The 14,769-nt window shown below is 72.3% G+C and carries 18 protein-coding genes and 1 pseudogene; 12 read left to right on the forward strand and 7 right to left on the reverse strand.

The window, feature by feature from the left end; genetic code table 11:
• The first annotated feature begins 38 nt into the window (after positions 1-38).
• Positions 39-1,070 carry a Gfo/Idh/MocA family oxidoreductase gene (locus tag ACFQ2V_RS18440; RefSeq protein ID WP_386054353.1) on the forward strand — a complete coding sequence of 344 codons (1,032 nt, stop codon included), beginning with the start codon at positions 39-41 and terminating at the stop codon, positions 1,068-1,070.
• A gap of 50 nt (positions 1,071-1,120) precedes the next feature.
• A complete protein-coding gene (locus tag ACFQ2V_RS18445; protein WP_386054417.1) occupies positions 1,121-1,876 on the forward strand; it encodes a TIM barrel protein in 756 nt (251 codons plus the stop codon).
• Between the two features lie 73 nt (positions 1,877-1,949).
• Here the strand turns inward: ACFQ2V_RS18445 and ACFQ2V_RS18450 are convergent, their stop codons facing one another.
• Together ACFQ2V_RS18450 and ACFQ2V_RS18455 are read right to left on the reverse strand one after the other, a co-directional pair.
• Entirely contained in the window at positions 1,950-2,684 is a 735-nt protein-coding gene (locus ACFQ2V_RS18450) for a sulfite exporter TauE/SafE family protein (RefSeq protein WP_386054354.1), read from the reverse strand.
• Between the two features lie 85 nt (positions 2,685-2,769).
• Positions 2,770-3,279, reverse strand: coding sequence for a MarR family winged helix-turn-helix transcriptional regulator (locus ACFQ2V_RS18455; protein ID WP_386054355.1), 510 nt, complete (start codon positions 3,277-3,279; stop codon positions 2,770-2,772).
• A 39-nt stretch (positions 3,280-3,318) separates the two neighbouring features.
• On the opposite strand from ACFQ2V_RS18455, the pseudogene ACFQ2V_RS18460 reads away from it, so the two are divergent.
• From ACFQ2V_RS18460 to ACFQ2V_RS18480, 5 genes and pseudogenes are all read left to right on the forward strand, one after another.
• Positions 3,319-4,149 (forward strand): annotated as a pseudogene (locus ACFQ2V_RS18460) (EamA family transporter); the annotation flags it as partial.
• A 110-nt stretch (positions 4,150-4,259) separates the two neighbouring features.
• A complete protein-coding gene (locus ACFQ2V_RS18465) occupies positions 4,260-5,627 on the forward strand; it encodes a dihydrolipoyl dehydrogenase family protein (RefSeq protein WP_386054356.1) in 1,368 nt (455 codons plus the stop codon).
• A gap of 105 nt (positions 5,628-5,732) precedes the next feature.
• Entirely contained in the window at positions 5,733-6,590 is an 858-nt protein-coding gene (locus ACFQ2V_RS18470) for an HAD family hydrolase (RefSeq protein ID WP_386054357.1), read from the forward strand.
• Positions 6,591-6,706: 116 nt separating this feature from the next.
• Complete coding sequence (locus ACFQ2V_RS18475) at positions 6,707-7,138, forward strand: YciI family protein (RefSeq protein WP_386054418.1); 432 nt, start codon at positions 6,707-6,709, stop codon at positions 7,136-7,138.
• 154 nt (positions 7,139-7,292) lie between these two features.
• The gene (locus ACFQ2V_RS18480) at positions 7,293-8,513 is read left to right on the forward strand and encodes an RNA polymerase sigma factor (RefSeq protein WP_386054420.1); all 1,221 of its coding nucleotides are present in this window, start codon (positions 7,293-7,295) and stop codon (positions 8,511-8,513) included.
• Between the two features lie 37 nt (positions 8,514-8,550).
• Here ACFQ2V_RS18480 and ACFQ2V_RS18485 read toward each other — a convergent pair whose 3' ends face one another.
• Complete coding sequence (locus ACFQ2V_RS18485) at positions 8,551-9,003, reverse strand: winged helix-turn-helix transcriptional regulator (RefSeq protein WP_386054358.1); 453 nt, start codon at positions 9,001-9,003, stop codon at positions 8,551-8,553.
• 118 nt (positions 9,004-9,121) lie between these two features.
• Here ACFQ2V_RS18485 and ACFQ2V_RS18490 point away from each other — a divergent pair, with 118 nt between their 5' ends.
• Together ACFQ2V_RS18490 and ACFQ2V_RS18495 are read left to right on the forward strand one after the other, a co-directional pair.
• Positions 9,122-9,502 (forward strand): TIGR03618 family F420-dependent PPOX class oxidoreductase, encoded by a 381-nt coding sequence (locus ACFQ2V_RS18490; RefSeq protein WP_386054359.1) that lies wholly within the window; start codon positions 9,122-9,124, stop codon positions 9,500-9,502.
• A 5-nt stretch (positions 9,503-9,507) separates the two neighbouring features.
• The gene (locus ACFQ2V_RS18495) at positions 9,508-9,855 is read left to right on the forward strand and encodes a hypothetical protein (protein WP_386054360.1); all 348 of its coding nucleotides are present in this window, start codon (positions 9,508-9,510) and stop codon (positions 9,853-9,855) included.
• A 21-nt stretch (positions 9,856-9,876) separates the two neighbouring features.
• On the opposite strand, the gene ACFQ2V_RS18500 is transcribed toward ACFQ2V_RS18495, so the two are convergent.
• The 4 genes from ACFQ2V_RS18500 to ACFQ2V_RS18515 form a co-directional block, all read right to left on the reverse strand.
• Positions 9,877-10,938 carry a TerC/Alx family metal homeostasis membrane protein gene (locus ACFQ2V_RS18500; protein ID WP_386054361.1) on the reverse strand — a complete coding sequence of 354 codons (1,062 nt, stop codon included), beginning with the start codon at positions 10,936-10,938 and terminating at the stop codon, positions 9,877-9,879.
• Positions 10,939-11,112: 174 nt separating this feature from the next.
• Positions 11,113-11,607: a DedA family protein gene (locus ACFQ2V_RS18505; protein WP_386054363.1), complete on the reverse strand. Its 495-nt coding sequence runs from the start codon at positions 11,605-11,607 to the stop codon at positions 11,113-11,115.
• A 65-nt stretch (positions 11,608-11,672) separates the two neighbouring features.
• A complete protein-coding gene (locus ACFQ2V_RS18510) occupies positions 11,673-12,233 on the reverse strand; it encodes a cysteine hydrolase family protein (protein ID WP_386054364.1) in 561 nt (186 codons plus the stop codon).
• Positions 12,234-12,285: 52 nt separating this feature from the next.
• Entirely contained in the window at positions 12,286-12,732 is a 447-nt protein-coding gene (locus ACFQ2V_RS18515; RefSeq protein ID WP_386054365.1) for a VOC family protein, read from the reverse strand.
• 22 nt (positions 12,733-12,754) lie between these two features.
• On the opposite strand from ACFQ2V_RS18515, the gene ACFQ2V_RS18520 reads away from it, so the two are divergent.
• The 3 genes from ACFQ2V_RS18520 to ACFQ2V_RS18530 all read left to right on the forward strand — a co-directional run bounded on the left by ACFQ2V_RS18520 (position 12,755) and on the right by ACFQ2V_RS18530 (position 14,698).
• Positions 12,755-13,036 carry a hypothetical protein gene (locus tag ACFQ2V_RS18520; protein WP_386054367.1) on the forward strand — a complete coding sequence of 94 codons (282 nt, stop codon included), beginning with the start codon at positions 12,755-12,757 and terminating at the stop codon, positions 13,034-13,036.
• A 41-nt stretch (positions 13,037-13,077) separates the two neighbouring features.
• Entirely contained in the window at positions 13,078-13,932 is an 855-nt protein-coding gene (locus tag ACFQ2V_RS18525; RefSeq protein WP_386054368.1) for a TrmH family RNA methyltransferase, read from the forward strand.
• 130 nt (positions 13,933-14,062) lie between these two features.
• On the forward strand, positions 14,063-14,698 hold the full coding sequence (locus ACFQ2V_RS18530) for a VOC family protein (RefSeq protein WP_386054369.1): 636 nt from the start codon (positions 14,063-14,065) through the stop codon (positions 14,696-14,698).
• The last annotated feature ends 71 nt before the right edge of the window (positions 14,699-14,769 follow it).

Here is a 14,769-nt window from a genome sequence, read left to right on the forward strand (position 1 = left end):
CTAGAGCGCTCTAGTCACGCGAACCGAAGGAGCTCCCCATGACAGCGCACGACCCCGTCCGCATCGGCCTCATCGGCTGCGGTCGCATCGGCACCCACCACGCCACGACCCTCTCCCGGCGTCTCTCGGAGGCCGAGCTCGTCGCCGTCGCCGACCCGTTCGAGGCCAGTGCCCGGCGCCTCGGCGAGGACCTCGACGTGGAGTGGCTCACCGACCCGCAGGCCCTCATCGACGACGACCGCATCGAGGCCGTCGCCATCACCTGCGCGAGCACCGCCCACGCCGCCCTCGTCGTCGCCGTGGCCACGGCCGGCAAGGCCGTCTTCGTCGAGAAGCCGATGGCGATGAACCTCGCCGACGCCGACCGCGCGATCGCCGCGGCCGAGGCAGCCGGCATACCGCTGCAGGTGGGCTTCAACCGGCGCTTCGCCCGTGACTTCGCGGTCGCCCACGAGGCCGTCGCGGCCGGCCGCATCGGCAGGCCACAGCTGTTGCGCTCGCTGACCCGCGACCCCGGCCTCGCCAACCCGGGCGCCGTGCCGCCGTGGACGATCTTCACGCAGACCCTCATCCACGACTTCGACGCTCTCAACTGGTTCAACGCCGGTGCCCGGGCTGTCGAGGTCGGCGTCATGGCCGACGCGCTCGTCGCGCCCGACTTCAAGGACGCAGGGCTGCTCGACACCGCGGTCGTGACGATCCGCTACGACAACGGCGCCATCGCCGTCGCCGAGGCGAGCTTCTCCGCGGCGTACGGCTACGACGTGCGCGGCGAGGTCTTCGGGTCGGCCGGCATGGTCCAGGCCGGCAGCCCCGCTCACCTGACCACGACCCTCTGGACGCGTGAGGGTGTCGCTGCCCCCACCGCGCGCCAGGACACCGACCTCATGGACGACGCGTATGCCGCCGAGCTCGCCGCGTTCTGCCGCGCCGTCCGCTCGGGCGGGCCGACTCTCGTCGGCGGCCACGACGCGCGCGCCGCGCTGCGGATCGCGCTCGCCTGCGTCGAGGCCTGCGAGACCGGCTCGACCGTCGCCGTGCGCGACGCCGACCGCGCGGTGGTCGCATGAGCGCCCCTGTGTCTCAGACGGTCCCCTTCACGCTCGCGGTCAGCTCGGAGATGGTCTTCGTCGACCTGCCCGTCGTCGACCGAGTGCGCCGTATCCACGAGCTCGGCTTCGCCGTCGAGATCTGGGACTGGACGAAGCACGACATCGACGCGCTGGTCGCGTTGCGTGACGAGGGAGTCGTCTACTCCTCGATGACCGGCTACGTCCGCGGCCGGCTCGCCGACCGTGAGGGCGCCGACGAGCTGCTCGCGACCGCAGCCGAGTCGGTGCCGGTGGCCAAGCGGCTCGGCACCCCCCGGCTCAACCTGCACGGCACGGGGCTCGGCGGTGACGGTCTCCCGGTGCAGCCGGCGCACGAGGTCACGGCGCAGATGTGGCTGACGGCGCGCGACACGCTCGCGCGCATCGCCGCGCTGGGGGAGCGCGAGGGCGTGCAGTTCGTCCTCGAGAACCTCAACACCGCGGTCGACCACCCCGGCGTGCCGTTCGCACGGGCCACCGACTGCCTCGCCCTCGTCGAGTCGGTCGACAGCCCCCACCTGCGCCTGATGCTCGACCTCTACCACGCCCAGATCGGCGAGGGGAACCTCGTCGAGCTGTGTCGGCGGGCGTTGCCGTGGATCGGCGAGATCCAGGTCGCCGACGTTCCGGGACGCTGCGAGCCCGGCACCGGCGAGATCGCCTACCCGGCCGTCGCGCGCGCGCTCGCCGAGATGGGCTACCGCGGCACCATCGGACTCGAGGCCTGGGCATCGGGCGACCCCGAGCTCGCCCTCAAGCGGTTCCGCGACGCCTTCACCGTCTGACATCGCGCCGACCCCGGTTCGATGTATCGCCGCGTGCCATGGGCCGCGGTGACACATCGACCCGACATCCGGGTCAGCGGACGACGAGGGCGACGGCGGAGACGACGGTCGCGACCAGCACGGCCTGGTCGAACCGGCTCTGGCTGAGGCGCCTCGCGGTGTGCAGGCCCACCCAGGTGCCGACGAGCACGAACGGCACGAGCAGGACGGTGCGCTTCGCCGTGTCGGCGTCGAAGAGCCCGAGCCCGGCGCTGAAGGGGAGCTTGCACAGGTTGACACCGAAGAAGAACAGGGCGCTCGTGCCGAGGAAGCGCCGCTTCTCCACTCCCTGCGCGACGAGGTAGAGCGTCATCACCGCGCCCGCGGCGTTCGCCGTCATCGTCGCGAAGCCGGCCGCTGCGCCCGTGCCGATCGCCGCGGCCCGCGACCCACCCACCTGTGACGTGTCGGTCGAGCGTCGCGTCAGCACGAGCTGGAGGGCGGCGAGTGCGAGCAGCAGCACGCCGATGGTGCGTCGCAGCGTGGTGTCGTCGACCCACGCGAGGAACAGAGCTCCCAGCGCGAGCCCGGGCAGTACGGCGGGCACGAGCCGCCGGATCAGTCGCCAGTCCGCGTCGCGGCGGTAGTGCCAGACCGCGACGACGTCGCCGACGATGAGCAGCAGCAGGATCGCCGCGGTCGACTCGCGCGTCGGCAGCACGAACGCGAAGATCGCGACCGCGACGCTTCCGAGGCCACCGATGGCGGTCTTGGCGAAGCCGACGAGCAGCGCGGCCACTGCGAGCAGCACCAGCGACGTCAGCGTCATGCCACCGGAGCGTATGCCGCCCTGCCGCCCCCGCGCGGCCGAGTCCAGCAGGCGCCCACACGGGCATCTGGGGCGGCCGCGGGCGTCACACCCCGAGCGGCGCGCCGAGCTTGGCGAGCAACCGGGCCATGGTCGCGCGCTCCGAGTCGGTGAGGGGCTCGAGCAGCCGGGCCTCGTTCGCGAAGTGCTCGGGCGCGGCCCGGTCGATGAGCTCGCGACCCTTGTCGGTGAGCACGACGATGCGGCTGCGGCGGTCGCCGTCGCAGACCCGCCGCGTGACGAGCCCCGCGCCCTCGAGCCGGTCGAGCCTCTTGGTCACGGCCCCCGACGTCACCATCGTCTGGTCCATGAGCTCGGACGGGGTGAGCTCGTACGGTTCACCGGTCCGCCTCAAGGTCGCGAGCACGTCGAAGTCGCCCTCGCCGAGACCGTGGGCGTTGTAGACCTTCACCAGCTCGGTCGTCAGCGCCAGCGCCACCCGGTGCAGCCGACCGATGACGAGGACGGGGCTGGCGTCGAGCTCGGGTCGCACGGCCGCCCACTGGTCGACGACGTGCTGGGCGTGGTCCTCGGTCCGCGGGACGGCAGGTCTCATGGGTGGAATATATCTTCTCCGGAAGATATTTTATCTTCCATGGAAGACAATCGAGCGAGCTGGGGCACCATCGCCCTCACCGCGCTGCCCGCCGCCATCTGGGGCTCCACGTATGCCGTCACGCAGCAGTGGCTGCCACCCGGCCGACCGCTCTTCGCCGCCACCGTGCGGGCTCTCCCGGTCGGGCTCCTCATGCTCCTGTGGATGCGCCGCCTGCCGCGGCGCGACTGGTGGTGGCGCTCGCTCGTGCTCGGGTCCCTCAACATCGGGCTCTTCTACGCTCTGCTCTTCGTCGCCGCCTACCGACTGCCGAGCGGGCTCGGCGCGACGCTCGTCGCCACGGCGCCGATGGTCACCATGGCCGTCACCCGGCTCGTCCTCGGGAGCCGTCCGGCGCGGATCTCCCTGGCAGCCGGCCTGGTCGGGCTCTTCGGTGTCGGCCTGCTCGTGCTGCAGAACGGCCTCGACAAACCCCTCGACCCTCTAGGGCTCGCGGCTGGTCTGCTCGCGGTCGTGCTGTCCTCTTTCGGCTTCGTGCTGACGAAGAAGTGGTCGCCGCCCGCCGACGTCGTGACCGTCACCTCGTGGCAGCTCGTCGCCGGCGGGCTCGTACTCCTGCCCGTCGGTCTCGTCGTCGAGGGCGCGCCCCCGCAGCTCGGCCTGCCCGCCGTCGGTGCGCTCCTCTACCTCGGGCTGGTCGGCAGCGGCCTCGCGTACGTCCTGTGGTTCCGCGGCCTGTCGCTCCTCGGTCCGACGTCGGCCTCGATCATCGGCCTCGTCAACCCCGTGGTCGGCGTCCTCCTCGGAGTCCTGCTCCTCCACGAGCACTTCGGACCCGTCCACCTCCTCGCGATGGTGCTCGTCGTCGCCAGCGTGGTCGTGGCCCAGGACCCCGTTCGCTCCCGTCTCGGTCGCGTGGTCCGCCGACCGGCATACGGCCTCGGCCTTCCCCCGGCGCCCCGACCGGGTAAGGCTGTGGCATGGCCACCGACCCCGACCACACGTTCGACGTCATCGTCATCGGGCTCGGCCCGGGTGGCGAGCACGTCGCCGGCACCCTGGCCGAACGGGGCCAGCGCGTGCTCGGCATCGACAACCGCCTCGTCGGCGGAGAGTGTCCCTACTGGGGCTGCATCCCGTCGAAGATGATGATCCGGGCCGCCGACGCGCTGGCCGAGGCCCGGCGGGTCGACGGCCTTGCGGGGACGGTCGGAGAGGTCACCCCCGACTGGTCGGCCGTGGCCACCCGCATCCGCGACGAGGCCACCGACGACTGGGACGACCGGGTCGCCGTCGACCGGCTCACGGGCAAGGGCGCGTCCTTCGTCCGCGGCACGGGCACCATCGCCGGTCCCGGCCGGGTCGACGTCGACGGCACGACCTACACCGCCGCCCGGGGCATCGTCGTCAACACGGGCACCAAGGCAGCGATCCCGCCGGTCGAGGGGCTCGCCGGCACGCCCTACTGGACCAACCACGAGATCATCGAGGCCAAGGAGCTGCCGGGCTCTCTCGTCGTCCTCGGTGGAGGGGCCATCGGCTGCGAGCTCGGCCAGGCGGTGGCCCGCTTCGGGGTCGAGGTCACGATCGTCGAGGCGGGCGAGCGCATCCTCGCCCACGAGGAGCCCGCGGCCTCCGACGTGCTGCGCAAGGCGCTCGAGGCCGACGGCGTCACCGTCCGCGAGGGCGTCGGCGCCACCAGGGTCACGCACGACGGGTCGACCTTCACCGTGACCCTCGCCGACGGCTCGAGCCTGTCGTCGGACCAGCTGCTGGTGGCGGCCGGCCGACACGCCGACCCAGCCGCCGTGGGTCTCGACCGGGTGGGGGTCGCGAAGGACTCGCGCACCGCCGCCGTCGACGACCGGTGCCGCGTCGCCGACGGGGTCTGGGCTGTCGGCGACATCACCGGCAAGGGCGCGTTCACGCACGTCTCGATGTACCAGGCGGGCGTCGTCATCCGCGACGTCCTCGGCGACGACGGACCTCCCGCGGAGTATGCCGCCCTCCCGCGCGTCACGTTCACCGATCCCGAGGTCGGGGCCGTCGGACTGACGGAGGCACAGGCACGCGACCAGCTCTCGAACGTGAAGGTGGGCGTCACACCTCTCGGCGAGACCACGCGCGGCTGGATCGCCAGGGCGGACGGGCTGATCAAGGTCGTCGCCGACGCCGACCGCGGCGTGCTCGTGGGTGCGACGGTGGTGGGCCCGGCCGGAGGCGAGGTCCTCGGCGCCCTGGCCGTCGCGGTGCACGGGCAGGTGCCGGTCGACCGGATGCGCGCGATGATCTACGCCTACCCGACGCTCCACCGCGGCATCGAGGACGCCCTCGGACGCCTCGCCTGACCACGCGATGGCTGCCGGGTGACGTCCCGGTGTCGGCGGGCCACGCGCGGGTGACGAGCGGATGGGTCGGCGGGGGTGGGGCGAACCGGACGATACGGTGAGCGCATGGCCCAGCGAATGCTCGCCCTCGACCTCGACGGCACCACGCTCAACCACATGGGCGAGCTGTCCGACCGCGTGCGGGACGCCGTGCGCGCCCTGCCCGACGACGTCGCCGTCGTCGTCGCCACAGGTCGCTCGATCATCGCCACGACCCCCGTCCTCGAGGCACTGGGGCTGCGCCAGGGCTACGCCATCTGCTCCAACGGCGCCCTGACCCTGCAGATCGACCCCACTGTGCCGCAGGGCTACTCGATCATCGACATGGTCACCTTCGACCCCCGTGCGGTGCTCGAGAAGATGCGCGTCGCCCTTCCCGAGGCGCTCATCGCCGTCGAGGAGCCCGGCATCGGCTTCAAGGTGAGCAAGCACTTCCCCGACGGCGAGCTCATGGGCGAGTCGCGCGAGGTCGAGTGGGACGAGCTCATCGCCCACCCCGTCACCCGTGTCACGCTGCGGCAGCCCGAGGCGACGGCCGAGGAGTTCATGGAGCTCGTCGAGCGCGCCGGCCTGCACGGGGTGTCGTACGCCGTCGGCTGGTCCGCGTGGCTCGACATCAACCCCGAGGGCGTGTCCAAGGGCAGCGCCCTCGAGCTCGTGCGTCGACGGCTGCAGATCGAGCCCATCAACACCGTGGCGTGCGGCGACCAGCGCAACGACCTCGAGATGCTCCACTGGGCCGCGTGGGGCGTCGCCATGGGCAACGCCCCCGACCAGGTCAAGGCCATCGCCGACGAGGTCGCAGGGCACGTCGACGAGGACGGCCTCGTCCCGATCCTCGAGGCCGTCGCCCAGGCCGCGCGCGACGGTGTGCCCTTCCGCGAGGGCGTCCAGTCCGCCGCCACCGCCCGGCTCGAGCTCTAGCCATGGCGGGGCCCCGACGGAGGCGCGGCGGCCGTGTCGAAGCGGGGACGTGCCGTTCGACGTAGGGGTGACGCGGGGAGATTCCCGCACCGACAGAGGAGACCATCGTGCGCTTCATGATCATCGTGCCCGCCAGCGGCGAGACCGAGCGGGGACTCAGCGGCAGCGAGCAGCAGTTCGCCGACATGCAGGCCTACAACGAGGAGATGCTCAAGGCCGGCGTGTTCGTCGACGGGCAGGGGCTGCACCCCACGGCCAAGGGCGCCCGCGTCACCTACGAGGACGGCGACTGGGTCGTCACCGACGGGCCGTTCGCGGAGGCCAAGGAGCTCATCGCCGGGTTCACGATCATCGACGTCAGCTCGCGCGAGGAGGCCCTCGAGTGGCTGAAGAAGTGGCCCACCTCGTGCGCGCCCGACCCGGGACAGGCGCTCGAGCTGCGCCAGGTCTACGCCCCCGAGGACTTCGCCGACGTGCTCACGCCCGAGATGATCGAGCGCGAGGAGCAGATGCGCGCCGAAGCGGCTCGCAACGCCGCCGGCGGCTGAGGGCAGCGGTCGCTGCCCCGCCACTCGAGAAGCGTGTCAGAGTGGCGGGGTGTCAACCGAGGCCACCGCTGACGACTCCTCCACGCCCACCCGGCCGAACGCGTACGCCGTCTCTCCCGACGAGGTGCAGCGCACGCTCGCAGCCGTCTGGCGCATGGAGGCCGCCAAGGTGACGGCCGTCGTCGCGCGGGTCGTCGGTGACGTCGGCCTCGCCGAGGACCTCGCCCAGGACGCCTTCGTGCAGGCCCTCGAGCAGTGGCCCCGCGACGGCATCCCGGGCAAGCCCGGCGCCTGGCTCACGTCGACGGCCCGCCGCCGGGCCATCGACCGCATCCGACGCGACGTCAACCTCGCGAGCAAGCTGCAGCAGGTGGGGCACATGGAGGAGCTGAGGGTGGCCGACCTGGCCGAGGCCGACTTCGACGCCGCCCTCGAGGACATCGACGACGACGTCCTCGGGCTCATCTTCGCGGCCTGCCACCCGGCCCTCACCGCCCAGGCGCGGATCTCGTTGACGCTGAGGATGATCGGCGGCCTCACCACGCGTGAGATCGCGCGGGCGTTCCTCACGAGCGAGCCGACGATCGGCCAGCGCATCTCGCGGGCGAAGAAGACGCTGAGCCAGGACGGCGTCACGATAGAGGTGCCCTCGGGTGCGGACCTCGCGCCGCGCCTCGCGTCGGTGCTCGAGGTCGTCTACCTCATCTTCAACGAGGGGTATGCCGCCACGTCGGGTCGCGACTGGGTGCGGGGCGACCTCATGGAGGAGGCGGTCCGGCTCGGCCGGGTGCTCGCCGCCCTCGCGCCCGGCGAGCCCGAGGTGCACGGCCTGCTCGCGCTCATGGAGATCCAGGCGTCCCGCACCCGCGCCCGCATCGGCCGCGACGGCGAGCCGGTGCTGCTGCTCGACCAGGACCGCACGAAGTGGGACTGGGGCCTCATCCGGCACGCCCTCGCCGCCCTCGACCGCGCGTCATCCCTTGCCACCTCGACGGGCCCCGGGCCGTACCTGCTGCAGGCCGCCATCGCCGCCTGCCACGCTCGTGCACGCAGCGCTGACGCCACCGACTGGTCGCAGATCGTCGCGCTCTACGAGCGGCTCGGCACGGTGCGCCCGTCGCCCGTCATCGACCTCAACCGGGCTGTCGCCATGTCGTACGCCGACGGTCCGGCCGACGCGCTCGTCGTCGTCGACGCCCTGGTGGCCACCAACGCCCTCGACGGCTACCACCTGCTCCCGAGCGTGCGCGGCGACCTGCTCTCGCGGCTCGGCCGCGACGACGAGGCCCGCGCCGAGTTCGCCCGGGCCGCGGAGATGGCCCAGAACGACGCCGAGAAGGCGCTGCTGCTGCGCCGGGCGGCGGGGGAGGCCTGAGCGCCGGCGGCTCAGGTCCTCACGAGTCGGTGGGTGCTCAGACGGCGGCGCCGGGTCCCGGCAGGACGTCGACGTCGTCGGCGTGCATCGGCCGGCCGCAGTGGCTGCACCGCGGGTCGACGACGGCGACCTGCCCGCACGCGTGGTGCCGGTAGAGCACCGGCGGCCCGGCCTCGCCGGCGAGCCAGCGGTCGCCCCACCGGACCATCACCATGAGCATCTCGACGAGCTCGGTGCCCTTCTCGGTGAGGTGGTAGTCGAAGCGGGGACGTGCGTCGTAGGGCCGACGCTCGAGCACGCCGTGCTCGACGAGATGGGCCAGCCGCTCGGTGAGCACCTTCCGCGAGATGCCGAGGTCGGCCTGGAGCTGCTCGAAGCGCGTCATGCCGACCCAGACGTCGCGCAGGATGAGCGGGGACCACGGCTCGCCGATCACGTCGAGCGTGCGGGCGATCGAGCACGTCATGTCGCCGAACCGGGTGCGTTGCATGTCCTGAACCTAGCATCCGGGGTTCCCTGAGGGAACTTCGGATGCTACCGTCAGTGAAGTTCCTTCAAGGAACCTGGCAGACCACCTCGGACCAGCCCCACCCTCAGGAAGGCACGACATGCTCGACGACGACGTCCGCACCGTCCTGGACGGCACCCCCATCGCCCATCTGGCGACAACGCTCCCCGACGGCTCGCCGCACTCGATCCCGCTGTGGATCGGCACCGTCGGCGACCGGGTCGCCTTGCTCACCGGTCCCGGGTCCCAGAAGGCCCGCAACCTGCGCCGCGACCCCAGGCTCGCCATCTCGCTGACGCCGGCCGACTCCCCCTTCACCCCCGTGGTCCTGCGGGGTCGCGTCGTCGAGTGGCTCGACGGCGAGGCCGGGTGGAAGGTGGTCGACGAGATCGCGATGAAGTACATCGGGTCGCCCTACGGCCGCGACCAGGAGCGTGTCGTGGCGCTCGTCGAGGTCGACCACCAGAGGCTGGGGATGTGACAGGCATGAGCCCGGACGTGACCGACGAGCAGATCCAGGCCCTGGCAGCGACCGCCAGACCGTTCAGCCTGGCGGTGCTGCGCTGGGCGCCCGGCCGGCACCAGTACGGAGCCGCGGCGATCGAGCTCGAGCACCAGCGGCGCATGGTCTCGATGCGGGCCGACGGTGTGGTCGCCGTGCTGTGCCCCGTCCTGTCGGACACCACGGCAGGTGTCGCGGTCATGACCGTGCCGGTCGACGAGGCCCGCACGATCATGGCCGACGACCCGTGCGTGCAGGCCGGCATGATGACCGTCGAGGTGCAGCCCTGCCTCGGGTTCCCGGGCGACACGGTTCCCGACGTCGCGAGCTGACCCCTCGGCCAGGACCCACCGTCAGCGGCTCGTGGCCTCGGCGGGCTCGGCGGGCTCGGCCGGCTCGTCCGCCCGTCGGTTGGCGACGAGGCTCGTCACCGTGACGACAGCGAGGATGCCGAGGATGAGGGCGAGCGAGAGCAGCGTCGGGACCTGCGGCACGCCCGCCCAGACGCCGTGCGCCCAGTGGAGCACGAGCTTCACGCCGATGAAGGCGAGGATGAGCGACAGTCCGTGGCCCAGGTGGACCAGCTTGGCCAGGGCGCCCTCGAGCACGAAGTAGAGCGCGCGCAGGCCGAGCAGGGCGAACGCGTTCGTCGCGAAGACGAGGTACGGGTCGCCCGTGATGCCGTAGACGGCGGGCACCGAGTCGACGGCGAAGACGATGTCGGTGCCGAGGATCGCGACCGCGACCAGCGCCAGCGGCGTCAGCGCCCGCCGACCCTCACGCCGGACGGTGAGGTTCGTGCCGGCATACACGTCGGTGACGGGGTGGAGGCGGCGGATCAGCCTGACGGTGCGCAGCTGGTCGACGTCGATGCTGTGGTCGGAGTGCGAGAGCGCGTCGCGGCCGACCTTGACCGCGGTGGCGAGCAGGATCGCGCCGAACAGCAGGAACGTCCACGCGAAGCTCGCGATCATCTGGGCGCCGAGCGCGATGAAGATGCCGCGGAGCACGAGCGCGCCGGCGACCCCGATGAGCAGCACCCGCTGGCGCAGCTCGCGCGGCACCGCGAAGGCCGACAGCAGGATGACGAACACGAAGAGGTTGTCGACCGAGAGCGACTTCTCGACGATGTAGCCGGTGTAGTACTCGACTCCCTGCTGCGAGCCGTACTGCCACCAGAGCCAGCCTCCGAAGAGCAGCGGGATCGCGATGTAGAACGCCGACCAGCCGAGCGCCTCGCGCATGCTCGGGTCGTGCGGGCGGCGGGTGATCAGGAAGTCGACGACGAAGAGCGCGAGCACGCCCGCGACCGTCGCGATCCAGAGGGTGGGGGTGCCGATCGACGCGGTGGTCGCGCCGGACGCGGCCTCGGCCGCTGCGGGTGCGGTGGCGGCGGGCGCCAGGACGGAGAGCATGGGACTCCTCAGAACGATGAACGTCTGAGGTCTCCTTCACCGGCGACGCCGGCCGCGGACCGGGGCGGTCGTGGGACCGCCGTACTGACCGGAGCGCGCGAGGAAGTACTCCCCTCGTGCACGAGTCTACGGGAGGTCGCCGGACGGGCCCAACGCCGGCGTGTGGCGGGTGGTTCAGCGGCGGGGGGACTGCGCCTCTGCGAGCGGGCTGGTCTCGCGCCGGGTTCGCCGGCGGGCGCTGACCCACACGACCAGAGCGACGAGAGCGAGCGCGACCACGACCACTCCCCACCACGACCCGGCCTCGGCCGCGAGCCATGCCTGCACGACGGCGAGGCCGATCGTCGCGTAGAGCACCGCCCACATGACCGACCCCACGACGGCGGCCGGGACGTACCACCGCAGGGGCATCCGCATCACGCCGGCGGTCAGGTGGATCGCGGTCTGGATGCCGACGGTCAGGTAGGAGAGGGTGACCGCGGCGGGTCCGAGCCGGCGGAGCAGGGCCTCGGCCCGCGCGGTCGGCTCGCCGTGCGTGCCGCGGTAGCGGCGCCAGCTCGCGACCGCGCCGCGGCCGAGCCAGTACGTGCCGTTGGAACGCACCATCGCGCTCGCGAACAGCGCGAGGAACGCCTGCCAGAAGGGCAGCTCGGCCAACCTGTCGAGCATGCCCACACCATAGGCGGGGCCGGCGACCCGGCGGTCACCGAGGTGCCGGCGAACGGCGACCGCGCTCAGCGTCTACCGAAGTCGACCTGGGCCGCCGGCTTCACGTCGCCCTTGCGGCCGGGAGCCTCGGACCAGCTCCAGTAGGTGTTGGTGTGCGCGATGACCTGCTCGGGGCTGACCGGCACGCCCCACTGGCGGAGGTCCTCGGTGGTGTGGGCGTCCTCGACGAGCGTGGCGTCGTAGCCGCGGACGAGCGCGCCGTGCAGCGTCGACCGGATGCACGCGTCGGTCTGCGCACCCGTGACGACGACCCGGCCGACCGACCGCTCGGCGAGCAACGACTCGAGGTCGGTCTCCTCGAACGAGTCGCCGAACCGCTTGTGCACGAGCGGCTCGTCGTCGCCCCGGGTCAGCTCGGGGACGTACTGCCAGCCGTCGGAGTCGATGGGCATGTTCTCGTCGTTGTGCTGCACCCAGATGACGGGCACGTGCTCGTTGCGGGCCCTGTCGACGAGGCCGTTGATGCGGGCGATGACGCCGTCGCGGTCCCACGCGTCGGCGACGACCTGCTGCTGCACGTCGATGACGAGCAGCGCCGTGTTGGGTCGTCCTTCAAGGGTGGTCATGAGGCGACGCTACGCCCGGGCGCCGACGGTGCGGCGGCGGAGGACGAGGAGGTCAGCCGGCGACGAGCAGGCAGAACGGGTGCCCCGCCGGGTCGGCCAGCACCACGAGAGCCTCGGGCTCGTCGTCGGTGCGGTCGAGCAGCACCTCCGCCCCGAGGGCCAGTGCCCGGTCGCGGTGCCGCTCCAGCTCGGCGAAGGTCGGCACCGCATAGTCGACGTGCAGCTGCATGGGCACGTCGTGGGCCGGCCAGGTCGAGCGCGGCAACGGTGCGTCGACCTGCTGGAAGGCCAGCCGCCGCACCCCGTCGGCGTCGAGCAGCACGAGCCAGTCGCAGTCGTCGTCGCTGCCGTCGGTGGGCGGCTCGTCCCCCGGCCGGTAGTGCAGGCCGAGCAGCTCGCGGTAGAACTCCGCGAGGCCGCGGGCGTCCTCCGTGTCGAGGGCGGTGTGCATGAGCCGCGGGTATGCCGCGGGCCCCGTCTGCTCTGCTCGCTCCGTCATGGCCCTCCTCGGGGTGCCGGCCGTGCCTGCCCTGACGGGCTCACCCTACGAGCGCCGGCCGCCCTACCGTGCCGTTGTGGAGGCGCCGACCGACCGCACGGTCTCGTGGCGGACCGCGGTCGCGGGCTTCGCCGAGGTCTTCCACGCGCAGTGGCACGACCACGCGTACCCGGGGCACGCCCACCACACGTGGACGCTGCCCGTCGTCGACGACGGCGTCATCGGCTGCGACCTCGACCGGCACGACCACACCGCGGTGCGTTCGGGCGTGACGCGGCTGCCGCCGCACGTCGTCCACCCCTGACCAGCCATCGACCCAGGCGCGGGTGGGATGCTGGGCGCGCGATGACGAACACGACCGACGCCCGCGAGCTGACCATCACCTCAGCGTCCAACCCGCGCCTCAAGGGGCTGCTCGGCCTGCGCCGCCGCCGCACCCGCGAGGAGACGGGCCAAACCCTCGTCGAGGGCTACGAGGAGATCGGTCTCGCGCTTTCTGCCGGTGTCCGGCCGGGCACCGTCTACGTCTGCGAGGAGCTCTTCAGCCCCGCGGGGCGCGCCGGCAGCCAGGACATCGGCCACCAGGCCGACCTGCTCGCGCGGTTGCGGGGCGACCGGGTCGAGGTCGTCCACCTGAGCCGCACCGCCTTCGAGAAGGTCAGCTACCGCGAGGGCCCCGACGGGCTGCTCGCCGTCGTCCACCGGGTCGGCGTCGCGCTCGCCGACCTCCGCGTCGACGGCCCCGACCACCTCACCCTGCTCAGCCAGGGCGTCGAGAAGCCGGGCAACCTCGGCGCGATGCTCCGCACCGCCGACGCCGCCGGTGTCGACGCCGTCGTCGCGGCCGACCCGGTCACCGACTGGGGCAACCCCAACGTCGTGCGCGCCAGCAAGGGAACCGTCTTCGCGGTGCCGGCCGCGAGCGCCACGACGGCCGCGACCCTCGAGTGGCTCGGGGACAACGACATCCGCCTCGTCGTCACGACCCCCGAGACCGACCTGCTGCACACCGACGTCGACTACACCGGGCGCGTCGCGATCGCCGTCGGCAGCGAGAAGCACGGCGCCGACCGCACCCTCCTCGAGGCCGCCACCCACCGGGTGCGAATCCCCATGCACGGCAAGGCGAACAGCCTCAACGTGGCCGCCTCGGCCGCCATCGTGCTCTACGAGGCGGTACGCCAGCGAGACCTGCGCTGACCCGGGGGAGGCGGTGCGACGGCATACGCCATGACCGCCACGCGAAGGGCGAGTGACGTCCGGGGCGGGCGCGCTGGGGCCGAGGAGGGGTGGTCAAGAGCACCCGTTGGCGTGTGTCACGATGTCTTGTATGCGAGTTGACCACGTCTCCTATGCAGCAGAGGCCGGTGGCCTCAAGGCCACCGCCGACCGGCTGTCGAAGCTCATCGGCGTCACCGCGGTCGATGGCGGGGTCCACCCCCGTTTCGGCACGCGCAACGTGATCTTTCCCCTGGCCAAGGACCACTACCTCGAGGTCGTCGAGGTGCTCGACCACCCCGCGTCCGACAAGGCGCCGTTCGGCCAGGCCGTGCGCGCCGCGTCCGAGGCCGGCGGCGGCTGGCTCGGGTGGGTCGTCGCGGTCGACGACATCTCGGTCGTCGAGCACCGCCTGGGCCGCGAGTCGGTCCCCGGCAACCGGCACCGTCCCGACGGCACCGAGCTCAAGTGGCGCCAGCTCGGCATCAAGGGCCTCATGGCCGACCCGCAGGTCCCCTACTTCATCGAGTGGGACGACATGACGGTCCACCCGTCCGCGGGCGCCGACACCGCCGTCTCGATCGACCACCTCCAGATCGCCGGTGACCCGAAGCGCGTCCGCGAGTGGCTCGGCCCCGAGGACACCTTCGACAAGGGCGGCATCGACTTCACCTTCGTCGCGCCGCACGGCACGCCGGGCCTGCTCTCGGTCACCTTCGACACCCCCGACGGCAAGGTCACCATCTGACTCTCCCTCCAGCTCGCACGCGACGGCGGCCACCCCACGTGGGTGGCCGCCGTTCGTCGTTCCCGGGGGCG

The sequence above is a fragment of the Terrabacter terrigena genome, from assembly GCF_042676085.1.
Classification (GTDB): Bacteria; Actinomycetota; Actinomycetes; order Actinomycetales; family Dermatophilaceae; genus Terrabacter; species Terrabacter terrigena.

What these genes read in the sequence shown, in the direction of transcription:
- ACFQ2V_RS18510 (WP_386054364.1), bottom strand. Translation starts at nt 12,233, where the DNA reads ATGACCACCCTTGAAGGACGACCCAACACGGCGCTGCTCGTCATCGAC.
- ACFQ2V_RS18450 (WP_386054354.1), bottom strand. Translation starts at nt 2,684, where the DNA reads ATGACGCTGACGTCGCTGGTGCTGCTCGCAGTGGCCGCGCTGCTCGTC.
- ACFQ2V_RS18490 (WP_386054359.1), top strand. Translation starts at nt 9,122, where the DNA reads ATGCTCGACGACGACGTCCGCACCGTCCTGGACGGCACCCCCATCGCC.
- ACFQ2V_RS18485 (WP_386054358.1), bottom strand. Translation starts at nt 9,003, where the DNA reads ATGCAACGCACCCGGTTCGGCGACATGACGTGCTCGATCGCCCGCACG.
- ACFQ2V_RS18530 (WP_386054369.1), top strand. Translation starts at nt 14,063, where the DNA reads ATGCGAGTTGACCACGTCTCCTATGCAGCAGAGGCCGGTGGCCTCAAG.
- ACFQ2V_RS18440 (WP_386054353.1), top strand. Translation starts at nt 39, where the DNA reads ATGACAGCGCACGACCCCGTCCGCATCGGCCTCATCGGCTGCGGTCGC.
- ACFQ2V_RS18515 (WP_386054365.1), bottom strand. Translation starts at nt 12,732, where the DNA reads ATGACGGAGCGAGCAGAGCAGACGGGGCCCGCGGCATACCCGCGGCTC.
- ACFQ2V_RS18470 (WP_386054357.1), top strand. Translation starts at nt 5,733, where the DNA reads ATGGCCCAGCGAATGCTCGCCCTCGACCTCGACGGCACCACGCTCAAC.
- ACFQ2V_RS18455 (WP_386054355.1), bottom strand. Translation starts at nt 3,279, where the DNA reads ATGAGACCTGCCGTCCCGCGGACCGAGGACCACGCCCAGCACGTCGTC.
- ACFQ2V_RS18480 (WP_386054420.1), top strand. Translation starts at nt 7,293, where the DNA reads ATGGAGGCCGCCAAGGTGACGGCCGTCGTCGCGCGGGTCGTCGGTGAC.
- ACFQ2V_RS18505 (WP_386054363.1), bottom strand. Translation starts at nt 11,607, where the DNA reads ATGCTCGACAGGTTGGCCGAGCTGCCCTTCTGGCAGGCGTTCCTCGCG.
- ACFQ2V_RS18475 (WP_386054418.1), top strand. Translation starts at nt 6,707, where the DNA reads ATGATCATCGTGCCCGCCAGCGGCGAGACCGAGCGGGGACTCAGCGGC.
- ACFQ2V_RS18500 (WP_386054361.1), bottom strand. Translation starts at nt 10,938, where the DNA reads ATGCTCTCCGTCCTGGCGCCCGCCGCCACCGCACCCGCAGCGGCCGAG.
- ACFQ2V_RS18525 (WP_386054368.1), top strand. Translation starts at nt 13,078, where the DNA reads ATGACGAACACGACCGACGCCCGCGAGCTGACCATCACCTCAGCGTCC.
- ACFQ2V_RS18445 (WP_386054417.1), top strand. Translation starts at nt 1,121, where the DNA reads ATGGTCTTCGTCGACCTGCCCGTCGTCGACCGAGTGCGCCGTATCCAC.
- ACFQ2V_RS18495 (WP_386054360.1), top strand. Translation starts at nt 9,508, where the DNA reads ATGAGCCCGGACGTGACCGACGAGCAGATCCAGGCCCTGGCAGCGACC.
- ACFQ2V_RS18465 (WP_386054356.1), top strand. Translation starts at nt 4,260, where the DNA reads ATGGCCACCGACCCCGACCACACGTTCGACGTCATCGTCATCGGGCTC.